This window comes from Ruminococcus sp. 8Y-12, from assembly GCF_058119865.1.
The window spans coordinates 2,571,164-2,587,164 of sequence record NZ_CM176623.1 but is presented as its reverse complement, the minus strand read 5'-3'; the positions used below and the strand labels follow the sequence as shown (position 1 = coordinate 2,587,164).

Sequence of the window (16,001 nt, the reverse complement as noted above, 5' to 3'; positions counted from 1 at the left end):
CTTCGACCAATATATATAATAAAATGAAACGTGATAATTTTTCCGAGAAGGAACTAATCGAAACAGGAAATGCCTTGGATTGTGACTTTATAGGACAATTTAAAATGAGGGATACCGGAGAAACAATATAAAAATAAGGCCAGTGATACAACCGCATTAACTGTTATATCACTGGATTTTTGATATCCACGTATTCAATTTTTCTTTGCATAAAACCTCATGATATAAAATGTCTATGTATCTTTACAGTTTACTCGTTGGAAATAACATTTTCAAAGTAATCTTTCCCCTGAACGCAAAATGACACACCACCGATTTCTCAATAGTGTGCCATCAACATTCTTATTACGTGTACCCAGTCACTGTCTCTCGCTAACCTTTAAACATCAGGCAAAATCCCCTTAAGCAACCGAGACGGTTTTCAATCCCAATTTAGTCTCAAAATAGTCCCAAATTCCGGCGATTTCTTATGATATTTTACACTAAGTTACGATAGTTTCCAATTGACTTTACACACCCGGTTTCCCTTGAAAAATCAAGGTTTCCGGTATCAAACAGGATAGAGCAGTTTATATTAGTTGCCGCCCATCTGTTTTGCAACCTTTTATTCTCAACCCCTGTAAAATAGCCATCTTTTGAGGTTCCATTTGCATTTTGACGAAAATAATTTTTTCGTACATTTTTCATTTGAATATTACTCTTTCTTTTGTTGACTGATTTTAGTCTTTCGTCAAGCACTTTTTATTTTCGTCAAATCCGGAAATTCTGTTGCACAATCAACAACTGGGGCTGCAAACTTATCAGCTTCTTCAAAGGTAACGCCCATAACATGAGTATAAATATCTATTGTTGTAGAATATCTGGCATGTCCCATAAGAGCTTGTACCACCTTAGGTTTCATCCCGCATTCAAAACAATGCGTACAGAATAAATGTCTTATAGCATATGGGTAAGCATGTTCAAATTCAACAGGTTCTCTGCCTTCACGTACTGAATCAAACGCCTCCTGTAAATTAATAGTCTTTACTATCTTATTTACCTCTTTTTCTCCAATATATCTGGTTATTGGAGAACCCATCGTAGTGGTAAATACCAAATCGTCAAATTGACCCTGACCACGCAGCGATGCTTTAATCGTTTCTTCTCTTTTATCTGTTTTTCCCTTTGTGTTTTGAGTATATCTTCTACACCACCCATAAATGGTATTGTACGATAAGAATTTGGTGTTTTCAATGAAGTAAATCCCATACTCTTTATTCCATCAACATAATTATTTTCTTTCCTCTCCTTTCCTGCAGATATTTCTCCAGTCAAGACCACCGGCTTAGCCGGTGGCTTGCACTGCCCCTATAAGGGGCTATTTCCTGCTTGCACCCGGAAGGCGCACTGAAGGTCTGCCAACTGCACCACATCCCCTTTTATGTCTTTGTAGATTACCTGACGACGATATTTTGGTGAAAATACGATATGATACTTGCATTCCCATTTTGTATGAGCTAAACTATTTACGTCCATTCTTTGGACCTCCTGTGCTTTTTATTTGTGGTTTTGCAGACCCACTTTTATTCTAGCACAGGAGTTCATGCTTATATCTAAAGAACTGCCCTCCCCCTGCATAGCAGGGGGGTATTTTTGCTGTGACACAAAAATACAGGACACCAGATAATTTATCATATCTGATATCCTGTTACCTTTGTAATTAAACTGGAATTGATGTAACAAAGTGTAATTAATTTGGTTCTGCAAATACTTGTGCTTGAAAAAATTTTATACTTATTTTGTAAAACTCATCGGGATTGGTAAGCATAGCAGGATGTCCACCTGTACCAAAAAGGTACATTTTTCCATGCCCTATTTTATTAAGTATTTCTCCATATGTCTTTTCAAAATAAATGGGAGAAATACTACTAACAAATTCATCTTCTTTACTTCCAGTCAAAAGAATATCGGGCTGAAAGTTATTTAGTTCGCTATGAAAGAATTTACCTATTTCCTTTTCGTGCCTGATAATAGCAGAAGTGTCATTGTCAACAACCGGTTCCCAGTCGTCGCCTTGCATATACTGATAAAACAATCTTACATTATCATCGTGTTTGGAAAACTCCCTATCTGCCTTAACATTTTTTGTAAATTCTTTTAAAGGTCTTTCTCCCTCGAAACTATCCGCGATCACTTTTGATACAAGTTGTGGTGCTTCCAGAGCTACATTGATAGCAACTAAAGCACCGCCGCTACTTCCAATAATATTTACATTTGAGTATTGTTTTTCTTTCAGAAAAGCAATAACCTGTTGTGCTTCATAGAACCATAAATCGGCGGGAAATTCACTTAGTCTGTCTGATTTTCCGTGCCCCAAAAAGTCAATCAAAATTACTTTGAAATTATCCTTGTATTTTTCAACAATTTCAAAAAACATCATAGAGGACGCTGTATTTCCGTGAAGAAAAAGCAAAGGTGTACCCATGCCAAACTCATTGTAAAAAACCTTCTTGTTATCGAATAGAAAATAGCTCATAGCCATACCTCCTTAAATTTTCACTGCTCTACAGTCGAGTAGACAAGTGGCTCACGCCGCGAGCCCCTCACAGATCCGTACGTGCGCCTTTCACGCATACGGCTCCTCATAGTAACATTCACTTTTAGAATAAACTAACATATATCTTTGGTTTGGCTAGCAGATATACTTTCAGCATATCTATATATCCATCCCATGTGTAGCTTTCATCTGACTTCGTCTGTTTAATGCTTTGCACAAATATCTCTGCGTGTAGTGGAGAAAAGCAGTTATCTTCTTTCCATTGAACGTAACCCCATAGTAACGATAGTGTCCTATCAGTTTCTTATTCAGCTTTGCAATCCGTTCTTTCACAGGCAGGTCATTATTCTCATACAGCCATTCTATCATGGCTGTTAATTTCTGCATGTTCTTCCCTCTTTTCGCTTGCGATTACTTTCGGCATATCTTCCAAACTCAATCAGACGGCTCTTACTTTCTTCAAGTTCAAGATTAAATTTCCGCAGTCTCTCTTTCAGCATGGCATAGTATCTTTCTGCGTCCGCCTTATATTGGAATCCCGCAATGAAATCATCCGCATAAACAGCCTGCCTGCCGCTCGTCCACCCATCTCCATCTTCTAGTTGATGAAGCGTACTTGTTTCCAAGAAGCAACAGGCTCTCCCCAGTTGACAATTAACCACTGTGTCAAGCATGATTGGCTCTTTGACCCCGCAGTGCCGACCAACTCTCGCCATATCGAGTTACCCGATGTTGCTTTCCGCACCAGTTAAGACGTCAGCCCTCTGAAATTCAACTTTTCGAGGCTCAATCGCATTGCAACCCTACTTGCTCGCTGTCTACGCTTCGCAATAATCATTACTGATTATCACGCAAGACTCGCTACTGATGGTTGGCTAGACCTTAGTCAGACAGGATTTGCACCTGTTAGGTTAATTGCCCTTTGCTGGGCGCACAACTGGAATTTATCGCTCGCCTTTTCTTATTTTGCTGATATTGTAATTCATTAAGTGCCTACCAAAATTACTATACAGAAAGGCTTTAAAGAATGACATTTCTTGATGATGTTTTTTAAGCAAATCGTCCGGACAATCAAAAGCTCCAAAATCTTGGGTAATGCCCTCACTTTGAATATAGGTATTGTTTCGCTCAAAGTCAATAATCGGATTATGAAAGTCCTTTACAGCAACGCCATACCCACAAAAAGCACCCGAACAGGTTTCATTTATTTTTTGTAACTGCTTATCAATCGTAAAACCATGTATTCGACAGGGGATATTTACCCCACCAAGCAATGCCATGAACAAAGTTCCCTTTGTATTACATTGCCCATATCCATCAGCCAAAACCTTTGACGCCGTAATATTATCATCTACATTGTAGCCAAATAGAATTTCATCTCGAACAAAATTGTATATTTGCTTTATACGATTATATTCATCGACTTTTTTCCAAAGTCTATCATTTATCAATCGTTGTATATTTGTAGCCGAATAATTTAACATCGGCGTTTCTCTTAAATATTGTTCCATCTACTGTTTACCTTGCAATTTCTAATTTATTTTATTATACAAGAAGTCAGAACATAAATATGCATTACTATACTATAAAGCAGACTTTGTCTACAGTCTGAAACAGGGAGAGACTTATTACATCGCTCACCGTTTTTTTGCTGCAATCTGAAAGGCTTCGGTACTGACAAAGCGAAAGCCTCATCCACAGTAAGAGAGAAGGGCAAATGCAGTGAAAAAGCCGGGTAAGGGGCAAGTGCACGCTTCCTCCCCATCAAATATGTGATGATATGTCTTTAGCTTCTTTGCCCCTGTTTTTCCCCCGTAACAGCAGGCACCCCGATATCAGAAGAACCGCCACACCGCATCCATAGGTGACCAGTATACTTTGAATAAGTGGAATCGCCCGGACTTGGGTCATCACAACCCAATCCGCCCCATCCACCGGGGAATAGACGATATATTCAAGAGGGCTCTCCAAACTCCAAAAGGAACCACTTTTTTTGTCATTAAAATCCAAAAGAATATTTTCCACCGGACGGCTTGTTTTGTATTCTCCCTCCAACACCTGCGCCACGGACAGACCGAAGCGGTCATTGGTGACACCGCCCATGTACTGCAGCTGACTGCCAACCAGTACATGGGCCGCATAGCGATCATCCTGCAAATATCCGTCGATTTCCTCCCCATAAATGGCAGCAAACAGCGCGCCGGTCACCCGGCTATCCTCCTCGATGGCCACCGCCACCGTGTAGTTGATCGTTTTTCCGTCAGCCCCGGCAAGGAAAGCGTCGGTCACCTGAACCTCTCCTGTTTTGTAGAGCTTCTGCATATAATCGCGGCTGCCTAAATTGGAGACAGACGACTCGGCGTCCTCCCGGTAAACGCCTATTTCTTCGTCCAAGATACGCAGCATCATGTAGCCCAGATTCTCCTGCTGGTTCTTATCCGTGAGGTACGCCGCCTTTTCCTGATAACTGTGTTCCTTTGAGCGGATGTATGGGTCCTCGCTCAGATCCTCCAGAAGGGATATGGTTTCCTGAACACGTTCCTGGACCAATGTGGTCTTCTCTAAGTTTTCCCGGTTTGCAAAATCGCTTACTGTATGAAGGGCAGTCTTACCGGCAAATAGGGTTCCTCCCACAAATAAGGCCGCCAATCCCAAACTTATCAGAAATTTCTTCATACATTCCCTCCTTCCTCATATATCCACCTTCTAATACAGGCACACACTTTTTCAATGTCGATAGGTTTGTACATACACTCATTCATTCCCGCCTGAAGCATCTCATCCTGCTGCTCTTTGAAAGCATTTGCAGTCATGGCAAAAATCAGAATTTTAGCCGCGTCCTCGCGCTCCAAGGCCCGAATCGCTTTCGTGGCCTCAATCCCGTTCATGTTGGGCATCTGAATATCCATCAGGATCACCTGATAGGTTCCCGGAGCAGCCTCTTGAAATGCTTTTACCGCCTCGTTCCCATCGTTGACAAGGGTCACCTCAGCCCCTAAGCTCTCCAAAAGCGCAATTGCGATTTCTGCATTGATCTCATTGTCCTCCGCCAGCAGGACGGAGAGGCCCGTCAGATCATAGGATTCCTTCTGCTGCTCGGGAGAATTCCCCGGCGGCGATGCTACGGGCAGCGGCAGCGTGACTTGAAAGGCGCTGCCCACACCCGGCGCGCTGTCTACTGAAATTGTCCCACCCATCAGCTCCACAAAGCTGCGGACAATGGACAACCCCAGCCCCACGCCGCCTTTGCGCTCCAGGCTTGCCTGCTCAAAGGGCTTAAAAATCGCTTCAATCCGCTCCGGGGCGATGCCCTCGCCGTTGTCCTCCACACGGAAGACGACCTTGGAGCCGTCGTCCTTCTCGGCCTCTCCGATCTCCAGACGGATGGTTCCGCCGGCTGGCGTGTATTTCACCGCGTTGGTGGTCAGATTGGTTAAAATCTGCTTCAGCCGCAGGTAATCCCCTTTGAAATAGCGGTGCTTCAGTGTTTGGGCGTTGGTTTCGGCAGACAGCCCTTTCTCCCGGGCGCTGATTTCCATCTGGAATTTGACTTCCTCCAGCAGCGCGGTCATATCCACCGTTTCTTCCGACAGCCTTTGTTTCCCACTCTCAATTTGCGACATATCCAGCACATCGTTAATCAGTGCCAGCAGATATTGAGCGGAGTCGGCTGCCTTCTCCAAGTGCTCCAGACATTTATCCCGCTTTGCGCAGTCATTTTGGGCAAGGGAAATCATCCCTATCACGCCGTTAAGCGGCGTACGGATTTCATGGGAGACCTTGGCGAGAAAATCCCGCTTCGCAGCATTTGCCTGATTGGCCAGATCTGTGGCGATCTGAAGCTGTTTATTATGGTAGGAAATGCTGCGGTTGCGCTGGAACAAATATACGATTCCAACCAGCCCCATCACCAAGATCACCGCCACCAACATCGCGGAAATGAAAAAATGCTGCTGCGACAGCTCCGTAAGGTCGATGGAGTCAGAGCGGGCGCTGACAAGAAGATACCAGTAGTTTACGCCTAAGGGCACATAGGCCATATAATACTTTTGAGCGTCGCGCTCATAAGAAATGGTTCCGTCCATAGACACACTCATGCGCGTCTTCATTTGCAAAACGGAATCCTGCCCGCTCACATCCATCTGTTCCAAATCTAATAGGCAGTTGCCCGTGCCGTAAGGCAAGTCTTCTCCCTGCCTCCAAATATTGTTCCCATCGCTTTGCGTCACCGCCAAAAAACTGCCTGCGCCGTATCCGTAATCTCCCAGAAACTCCTCCAGACGCTCCAGCTTTACAGCGGAAAAGATGCCGCTTACCGTCTGGCCGCCCACCTGTGTCCGGCAGGGTTTTGCAAACACAAGCATATCCTTACCATCGATGTTTTGCCTTGAAATATTGAGTTTCTCGGAATAGCTGAGCACATCCCGCAGGGATATTTCACTTTCCAGCAGCACCGGCGCTCCGTCAGACAGGCAGTTCTCACCGTTCTCATACATCAATCCGCTGGCATCCATGCTCCAGGTTTCATCGTAGTGTTTTAATTGTTCCAGCAATTCCTCCTGCGTCAGGTGGCCGCTCGTTTCCTCAAACTTGCTGCTTAATTCATTCAAACTGATATCCACTCGTTCAAACATGTCGTGCAGCCGATAGGCGACTTGATTTGCATAGTTCAAGATAATTTTACGATTTCCCTCATCGATGGAATGATTCAGCCGATACGTATTCGCAAAAGCAAAAAACATACAAACCAGAACAACTGCGGCCAATATGTATTTGCCGAAACGAAGTAAGGACTTTTTTGCTTTGGCAATGTTCATATTCATCCTCTCTTTCCCGCAATCAGTGACTGATCTGCATGCATATAAAATGTTTGTATTCTATCGAAGATGCCATCGGACTGGCTCAAAGTCACTATTTACGGCTTTATAACAGACGGCTCCAGAGGGATGAGGGGAGAGTGAGCGCTCATGTACTCGCGCACGGCGTCTATGATGGGGATATCTGTCTCCCGTGCATTCCCAATCTGTCGGATCTCATCGTTAAAGCCTTTCTTGTTGAAGGCCACGGTATAGCCGGCATTTTCGTCAAGCAGTGAGCCGTCCGCCAGCGTAACCGCTTTTACCGTCCCGTCCTCATTCATCTCAGCCGTCAGTCCCGAGGGGATGTAGGGGTAGCCCTCCGCCCCCTCGGCGGCCACCAATCCGGTTTCTAAAAGGCCCCGGACTTCGGCGCCGGACAGTGTCAGCACATAGAGCGGATCCGTACAATAATTTGGCAGCAGCGATATGAGCGCATCCTCATTGATATCCCCCTCGAAGATCTGCCCGCAGGCGCCCCCCATATTCTCCTCGCCGCCGCGTATCACGCCCATCGAGATCATGGCGAAATCCGTCCCTGCCGCAAGCCGGATTGCCTCCGCCTGAAGCTGCACGGTTTCCTCATGGGTAAAATCACAAGCTGCGGTACCTTCAACCGGCATGCCGGTACTGAGATATTCGGCCTGGAGCTGATCGATGCAGGCGAGCACATCGGCTCCGGTACATTTTCCCTGCACCCAGTCACGCACCTTATTCCCGGCTCCTATAATGATGGGCTCATACCCTGCATAGGCAAGGGTAGAGACATATCTCTGCCGTATGACCTGTTCCACCTCATAAAACGGAGAGTCCTCCGGAATCTCACTGTTTTTCAACGGCGGTACATAGTTATCCTTTTTCGACAGAAGCGCTGTCTGCCCCTCCTGCGTGGAGAAAAACTCCATGACACGCAGCGCATCCTCAAGCTTCTGCTCATTGCCCGGCTCCGCCAGTTCCTTTGACAGGCCGAAATATCTATAGGGCTGTTGAATCAGCACCATATTATCCGTCCCCGGGCCATAGAACGGCATAATGCCATATACATCGCCTGTACCGTCTTCGTTTTGGGTATACCTGGGAATGGTGCCGGCATTCAGATACATAGCCGCCCCGCGGTCATAAAAGTAATTGGTTGCCTCACTGCTGCTGCGCTTTGTGTCCTCCGCATCCAGGAATCCACAGTCGATCAGTTCCTGGATCGCTTCCACCGCCGCCGACAGTCCCTCCGCCGCCGTTGCGTCTCCGTTCTTAAAGTCCTGCTCCCACCGGCGGCCTTCCGGCGTGGACAGGAATCCTGTCTTTGCCATTGTAAATACGTCGAAGAAGCCGTTGCCGGGCAGTTTGAACTGGGCCGATACCGGGTCGATTCCAGCCTCCCTGATGACCTCAACTAACGCCTTGAGCTCTTCAAAATTTTGCGGCACCTCCCAGCCGTGCTCCGCAAACATCGTCTTGTTGTAGTATAAACCCATGATTGCGGCGCTGGACGGGAGCATATAAACTGCGCCGTCCAGTGTGACCTGATTGATATCGACCGTATTGTAGTTGTTCAAAAATTCGTATCCCGACAGGTCCAGCAGATACTCCTTCTGCTTATCCTGCATCCCGAATACCGATATCGTATAAATGTCCGGGGGATGCCCTTTGTCCAGCAGATACTGTGAGTAACCGGTGCCGCTGCCGCCGGTATAACTTATAAATTCTATCCGGACACCGGGACAGTTCTCCTCCAACGCCGCCAGGAAGGCCGACCGATCTATATTGAGAGAAAGCAGCGTCAGCGGCTCATGCTCGTCACCGGAAGTGGTTTCGTCAGCGGACCGGCAGCCGGTCAGACCAAGACATAACATTATGATTGCGGCCGTGAGCAGTGCAATCGGCCTTTTTATTTTCATTTCTCAAATCCTCCTGTATTTCCTTTTTATTTTTACTCCTTACACTGGTTATTTGTTCTGGTACGCACTTCAACTAAAGCATGAAGCAGTTCTTCGCGTTCGATTGGCTTTGCCAGATGCCGGTTCATCCCGGCCTCAAGCACAGCCCTCCGGTCCTCGGCGTAGGCATTGGCAGTCATGGCGATGATAGGTATGGTCTTTGCATCGCTCTGATTGCCGGCACGGATGGTTCTCGTAGCTTCCAGACCGTCCATCACAGGCATCATCACGTCCATCAGAATCACATCGAAGCTTCCTTCCGGGCGGTCCTTAAAAATTTCAACGGCCTTCAGGCCGTTCTCCGCAGCCGTTACCTCCATGCCGCACTCCTCCAGAATGTAGCGGGCGATCTCCATGTTCATTTCATTGTCCTCCACCAGAAGCACCCGCAGTCCTTTCAGTAAAAACGTATCATCGTCCGGCGCGTAATCCTGACGGAGTGGGGCTGTCACTGTCACGTTGGGCAGGCGCAGTTTCACGGTAAATTTGCTTCCCTGGCCCGGCGCGCTTTGCAGTTCAATGCTGCCCCCCATCAGATCCAGAAACTGCTTGACAATGGACATGCCTAACCCGGTTCCTTTATAGTGGCTCTTCGGGCCGTCCTCCGCCTGCGTAAAAGGCTCGAAAATCTTTTGCTGGAAGTCTTCGCTCATGCCGATCCCGTTGTCCTGAATGATCAGCGTGAGTTCGGACATTCCGCCGCCCACGTCCTTGCCGCAGGCGGTGAATACAACCTCCCCGTCATCCGGCGTGAATTTGACGGCATTCCCCAGAATGTTGATTATGATCTGCCGCAGGCGCAGCTCGTCACCCGACAGCACCAGTTGTCCAACTCCGGAGAACTCCCTTTTCATCGTGAGGCCGCGTTCCTGTACCTGACCTGCCACCAGACTGTAGCAGGCATCCAGCAGCGCCTCCACATAAAACGGTTTGTGTTCCAGCTTGACTTTTCCGCTCTCAATCCGTGACATATCAAGTACGTCATTCACCAGACTCAAGAGATGCTTGGAGGACATTGTGATTTTCCCCAGGCAATCCGCTACCCGGCCGGTATCGCCAAGGTTGCGCACCGCAATGTCGGTCATGCCCATGATGCCGTTGATCGGAGTGCGGATGTCGTGCGACATGTGCGAGAGAAATACCGTCTTGGCACGGCTGGCCTCCTCCGCGGTCTGCGCCGCCTCCTGCAGAGCGGTATTCATCTCCGCCTGCCGGTGCAGCAGCTGCTGGCTGGTCCGGTAGCGGACAATCAGCAGAATTGCCGTGGATATTGCTGCAAGCACCAGCAAAGCGATGGCGCCCATGCCAAAGAGCGTCATATTCAGAAAATGCTGCATCTGCGCGCTGACCACAGAGGATGGCACCACGCTCAAGATGGACCAATCGTTTATCCCCATGGGCACACTGGTAACATAATAGTGCGTATTCTCTGCATCCGAAAATTCCATACAGCATTTTTCCTTGCTTGCGATGGTTTCCTTCAGCTTCTCATAAGAGCCCCCAAAGCAAAAAGACATCTTCTCCAGAGGCTTGAGCACGTTGTAAACGTCCCCGATCACTTCGCTGTACGATTTGCCCCGATAAACCCGCGTCCCCACGCTGCTCACAAAAAAATTCTCTCCTGAGCCCTCAAAGGAGGGTACCTGAAACTGTTCGTAAAATATATCCATATCCCGCACCACTGCAACGTGTGTGAGAGTCACGCCTTCGGCCTTTAACACGACCGGGGTTTCCATGCGCAGAAGAAACACCATCTCATCGGAATTCTTGGGCGTTGTGGACAGGGTTAGGACCTCCACCTGCCGTTTTGGTGAATCTTCCTGGATTGACATCAGGCTTCCCTGCCACCGTACCCGGATTCCAGCGGCGTCATAATAATTGCCTGCATTGTCAAACACGAGAAAACTCAACTCATCCTGGTCGTGGATCTCGTTCTCAGAGGTAATCCACTCCGTCAGTTCCGCCGTGTCGGATATCTGGGATGCTTTCATGCGGTTTGACAAGAACGCCGCAAGATTCCACTGTGCGTTTGCAACCGTGTCTGTCGTGGAAACCACCTGCGCCGAGATCTCTGTCATGTAAGCGGCCCGCTCCTTGTAGATTTCCCTCTCCAGAGAACGGTAGAACAAAACCGTCAACAGGATAACAATGAAAAAAATCGCGATACAGCCCATAAGCAGCATCGGGAAACGGACCGCTCGGCGCGCTTTATGCTCCTGTCCGGAGTTCATTAAATGATCGTTGTTTTTCATATCAATCTTTTACCCCTTACTGCTTTGGCCGCAGCCAATAGAGGCTGGTATTAACGACATGTTTTCATGTGTCACTCCTCCAGCTCCCGGATCAGCTCCCGAAGCCGGGACTTAATCTTCGTTCGATGGATACCCTTGTATCCCACTTTCTCCGCCAGGCGAAGCAGGTACTCCCGGTATAGTGCCACGATTTCAGGCTGGGAGATCTCAAAGACGGTAAAGGGCTCTGAGGTATGCACCAGAAGAGCTCTGTGATTCTCCTTGACCAAAAGGGAGCTCTCCTGTTCATCAGGCCCTTCCAGAGGGACAAAGTGATAATTTTCATGGGTGTCCAAAATATGCAGGATCTTCTTTAAGTGCAGAACATAGGTCTCCGGGGTGTAGTAAAGGGCGCCGCCCGGCCAGCAGGTGGCGGTGATGGGTACTTTGCCCGCACGGACCTGGTCAGCGCTGTCCAGGTGAACGATATCGATCAGGTTGTACTGGTCCTGCTCCTGTTCCAGCCGCTTCATCTCCTGGAGGTAAATCTCGCCCAGGCGTTTCTGCTCGGGGTCTTCCCTTTTTTCGATGGAGTCCGCAACAAGTTCAAAGGGTGCGGTCACCGCGGACAAGGAGATCTGCTTTTGAATGCGGAAGCCCTGAGGCGATAAGAATTTCATAAAGCACTGGAACAGCTTTTGGGGTTCTGAGTAGGTATTCAGCATAGGCCGGCACAGGGCGAGATAGGCTTGAAACTCCGATTCCGTCGCCCGGAGCACCCCCGGGTCTGTGGTCAGTATCGTGGCGTAGCTGTTGGACTGGCCCGCCATGGAATGGGATGCAATCGCGATTTGTCCGGGCTGCATGATGATGGTGTGCCGGTAAAGGCGGTCGCGGATATGGGGATAAAAATAGGCTTTTACCTTGCCGGTCATATAGAGCGGGATCCAGCGGGCCAGGGATTCCAGAATCTGATCGCCCGAGTAAATCGGCGGTATGATGTGGCAGATCTGAAAGCCCCGACGGATGCAGTCCAGCAGCCAGGCCTGCATTTGGGAGGTAAAATCATAATCTTCCATCAGCCAATCGTCGGTTTCATCGGCAAGGATGCAGATCGTGCCCGGTTCCTGACGGGCCAACAGGTGTTGGTACATGGCACGCACCGCGGCACGCTTCCCCTCATTTCCAAAATGAATAAAATTCCCTTTACGGCTGATTGTTGCGCCCTCCAAGGTGGAGTTGGGCGCAACCCCCTTAATGGTCAGCGATTCAAAGCTGCGCATGAAGCGCTCCACTCCGTCCGCGTCACCGCACAACCAGCAAAATAAAAATTCTGACAGCTGATCCTGCTTGTCCATTAGGACCCGTCTGACCCCCGCCATCTCCGACAGGGCTCTTCTCTGATATTCGCCGGTACAGCGTTCGGCAAGAAAATCCGCCATGCTGCGCAGCGGCTCCAGATTGCGCGGGATCCCTCTCTTTCCGCTGCGGAAGCGGCTGATGATGGAGGGGTCTACCTGCGCTGCCAGAGCCAGCTCCCGGTTCGTTGTTTGAGTCAAATTCATGACAAAAATTAGCTTTTCATAGAACTGCACAGTTTCATCCCCCTTTTTCATACCAGTATACCGTAAAGCGATTAAGTTTGCAACAAAAATCGCATCGTTTGTCATTTAAAATGACACTCAAGTATCATTGTTAAATACAGACATTCTCTTGAACTTTGCCTAAAAATAAGGTATTCTATAGTTTAAGAGTATTTAAATTCATTGTTTGTCATTTAAAATGACAAATATATGTCATTTGCAATTGAAGTTATATACATATAATATATGCATGAATAAAGTAAAGGATTGAGTGTGAGCAATGTTATTCGAGAGAAAAGTTTTAATGGTTGAAGACAATGAGATCAACCGGGCGGCGCTGTGCGCCATCCTGTCTTCTCAATATACGGTTCTGGAGGCAGAAAACGGGGCGCAGGCCCTGTCGCTGCTGGAGAAATACCGAGAGGGAATCTCTCTGATCCTGTTGGATATTGTTATGCCGGTCATGGATGGCTACACCTTCCTAAAGCATCTGAAAGCAGATCACAGGCTGAATTCGATCCCGGTCATTGTCACAACATCCAACAACAGTGAGGCGGATGAGGTGGCTGCACTTTCCAACGGGGCCACGGACTTCATCACCAAGCCCTACCGCGCCCAGGTCATCTTACACCGGGCAGCCGGCATCATCCGCCTGCGGGAGACCTCCGCCCTTATCCATCAGATCCAGTATGACCGGGTCACCGGGGTGTTCAGCAAGGAATATTTCTGCCAGCAGGTCCGGGATATCCTGTTTCGGAATCCGGATGTGAAATATGATATCCTCTGTTCCGACATTGAGGACTTCAAACTGATCAACGACACCTTCGGCATGGACGCGGGCGACCGCCTGCTGCGGCAGGTGGCCAAGCTCTGCACCCAGCGTCTGGGGGATCACGGGATCTGCGGCCGCCTGAGCGCCGACCAGTTCGCCTGTCTTCTGGAGCACCGCGAGGACTATTCGGACGAGATGTTCACCCAGTCGGACAGCAGGATCAACAGCGGCTTCGGCAATCAGAACGTGATCATGAAATACGGCATCTACGCGGTGGAGGACCGGGAGATCTCCGTAGAACAGATGTGTGACCGGGCGCTGCTGGCGGCGCACAGCATCAAGGGAAAGTACGGCAAGCACTTTGCACTCTACGACGATAAGCTGCGGGGCACTCTGCTGCGCAGGCAGGCCATCACGGACGGCATGGAAACGGCCCTGGCCACGGGGCAGTTTGAGGTCTACTTACAGCCCAAGTACCAGCTCCGGGACGGCCGGCTGGCGGGGGCCGAGGCGCTGGTGCGCTGGAACCACCCGGAGTGGGGCCTGCAGCCGCCTGGGGAGTTCATCCCCATTTTTGAGCGCAGCGGCTTTATCACCAAGCTGGACCAATATGTCTGGGAGCGGGTCTGCGCTCTGCTCCAGGAATGGGACCGGAAGGGCTATCCCAGCATCAACATATCTGTCAACGTCTCCCGGATGGATATCTACAACGCGGATCTGGCTGAAGTCCTGACGGGTCTCGTCCGGCGGCACGGACTTTCCCCCTCCCGCCTGCATTTGGAGATCACGGAAAGCGCGTATACAGATACCTCAAGACAGCTCATCGAAACCTTGGGCGCTCTGCGCAAGCTGGGCTTCGTCATTGAAATGGATGATTTTGGAAGCGGATACTCTTCGCTGAATATGCTCACGGAAATGCCCGTCGACGTACTGAAGCTGGATATGAAGTTTCTCCAGACGGATGGCATCAGGCCCGCCGGACAGGGCATCCTGCGCTTTATCGTGGACCTGGCCCGATGGATGAAATTGAGCGTGGTGGCGGAGGGAGTGGAGACCCGGGAGCAGTTGGAGAGGCTTCAAAACGATGGGTGTGACTACGCCCAGGGCTATTATTTTGCCAAACCCATGCCTGTGGATAATTTTGTTTCCGTCTTGACAGCGCAGGCCCCTCACGCAGACATGGAAAACAGCCGGTCTGTCGGTTCTGTGGACCGCATGAACAGGGTTCTGCTGGTGGCCGATGAGGACGAGGAATATCGCACTCAAGTGCAAAGGACCTTCTCCGACTGCTTTAAGGTACTGGAGGCGGACAGCTATGAGGAGACAGTTAAAATCCTGGGAAACCGTCTGTATCAGATGTCGGCTGTGATTCTTAGCTTAACACTCCAAGGCAGCGCTGATATCCTGACTGCGATTCAAAAGGAGCGGGGCGCCTGGGAAACACCGTGCATCGCCACGGGACCGCTTTACATGGAACTGGAGCGCAGTGCCATGGAGTTGGGCGCCGCCGACTATGCGGCTAAGCCCCACAACCAGGAGTCGCTGCGCAGGAGGGTCCTGCGGGCGATGAGCATCCACACTCTTCAGTTACAGATGCGGTCTCTGCAGGATGAGGCATGCAGAGACACCATGACCGGTCTTCTCAACCGCCGGGGGCTGTACACCATCGCCGAATCACTGCGGCATGAGCCATCCTCCGCTGTTTATCTGTTTGAACTGGACGACTTGAAAAAGTTCAACGAGAAGTATGGCTATGTGGAGGGCGATCATTTGATTTTCCACTTCGCCTCTCTTCTGCGTGCCCACACCCGGGTGGACGATGTGCTGGTCCGAATGGGCGGGGATGAATTTCTGGTTGTGATGCGCCGCATAGGCTCCATGGAAGTCGCCCATAAAAAAGAAACGGCTATTCTCCGGGCTTATTATGAGAGCCGTTACGCGGACCCGGATTCGGTGACTTGCTTTGCCGGCATAACGCTCTGGAATGCAGAGGAACCATTGGATGAAATCATACGCCAGGCACGCGAAACCTTGTATGCTGCAAAGGCCGGCGGCAAGGACGAGTGCTTTTCACGGAAGGGGTGATCGC

11 protein-coding genes and 1 pseudogene are annotated in these 16,001 nt (G+C 49.2%); 1 reads left to right on the top strand and 11 read right to left on the bottom strand.

Annotated elements, in window-relative coordinates:
- Positions 1-730 precede the first annotated feature (730 nt).
- From AC0THY_RS09580 to AC0THY_RS09530, 11 genes and pseudogenes are all read right to left on the bottom strand, one after another.
- A complete protein-coding gene (locus AC0THY_RS09580) occupies positions 731-1,123 on the bottom strand; it encodes a tyrosine-type recombinase/integrase (RefSeq protein ID WP_489994168.1) in 393 nt (130 codons plus the stop codon).
- 284 nt (positions 1,124-1,407) lie between these two features.
- Positions 1,408-1,515, bottom strand: a pseudogene (locus AC0THY_RS09575) (transposase); the annotation flags it as partial.
- A gap of 214 nt (positions 1,516-1,729) precedes the next feature.
- Positions 1,730-2,515, bottom strand: coding sequence for an alpha/beta fold hydrolase (locus AC0THY_RS09570; protein ID WP_489990394.1), 786 nt, complete (start codon positions 2,513-2,515; stop codon positions 1,730-1,732).
- A gap of 180 nt (positions 2,516-2,695) precedes the next feature.
- A complete protein-coding gene (locus tag AC0THY_RS09565; protein ID WP_489990393.1) occupies positions 2,696-2,923 on the bottom strand; it encodes a group II intron maturase-specific domain-containing protein in 228 nt (75 codons plus the stop codon).
- Positions 2,911-3,162, bottom strand: coding sequence for a hypothetical protein (locus AC0THY_RS09560; RefSeq protein WP_489990392.1), 252 nt, complete (start codon positions 3,160-3,162; stop codon positions 2,911-2,913). The genes AC0THY_RS09565 and AC0THY_RS09560 overlap by 13 nt, the downstream gene beginning before the upstream one ends.
- A gap of 318 nt (positions 3,163-3,480) precedes the next feature.
- Positions 3,481-4,047, bottom strand: coding sequence for a transglutaminase-like domain-containing protein (locus tag AC0THY_RS09555; protein ID WP_489990391.1), 567 nt, complete (start codon positions 4,045-4,047; stop codon positions 3,481-3,483).
- Positions 4,048-4,300: 253 nt separating this feature from the next.
- Positions 4,301-5,212 (bottom strand): PDC sensor domain-containing protein, encoded by a 912-nt coding sequence (locus AC0THY_RS09550; protein WP_489990390.1) that lies wholly within the window; start codon positions 5,210-5,212, stop codon positions 4,301-4,303.
- Entirely contained in the window at positions 5,209-7,353 is a 2,145-nt protein-coding gene (locus AC0THY_RS09545) for an ATP-binding protein (RefSeq protein WP_489990389.1), read from the bottom strand. The genes AC0THY_RS09550 and AC0THY_RS09545 overlap by 4 nt, the downstream gene beginning before the upstream one ends.
- 98 nt (positions 7,354-7,451) lie before the next feature.
- Entirely contained in the window at positions 7,452-9,287 is a 1,836-nt protein-coding gene (locus tag AC0THY_RS09540) for an extracellular solute-binding protein (RefSeq protein ID WP_489990388.1), read from the bottom strand.
- A gap of 32 nt (positions 9,288-9,319) precedes the next feature.
- Positions 9,320-11,578, bottom strand: a complete 2,259-nt coding sequence (locus tag AC0THY_RS09535) for an ATP-binding protein (protein WP_489990387.1) — start codon at positions 11,576-11,578, stop codon at positions 9,320-9,322.
- Positions 11,579-11,649: 71 nt separating this feature from the next.
- Positions 11,650-13,152, bottom strand: a complete 1,503-nt coding sequence (locus AC0THY_RS09530) for a hypothetical protein (RefSeq protein WP_489990386.1) — start codon at positions 13,150-13,152, stop codon at positions 11,650-11,652.
- Positions 13,153-13,444: 292 nt separating this feature from the next.
- Between AC0THY_RS09530 and AC0THY_RS09525 the strand changes: the two genes are divergently transcribed.
- Positions 13,445-15,997 (top strand): EAL domain-containing protein, encoded by a 2,553-nt coding sequence (locus AC0THY_RS09525; protein ID WP_489990385.1) that lies wholly within the window; start codon positions 13,445-13,447, stop codon positions 15,995-15,997.
- The last annotated feature ends 4 nt before the right edge of the window (positions 15,998-16,001 follow it).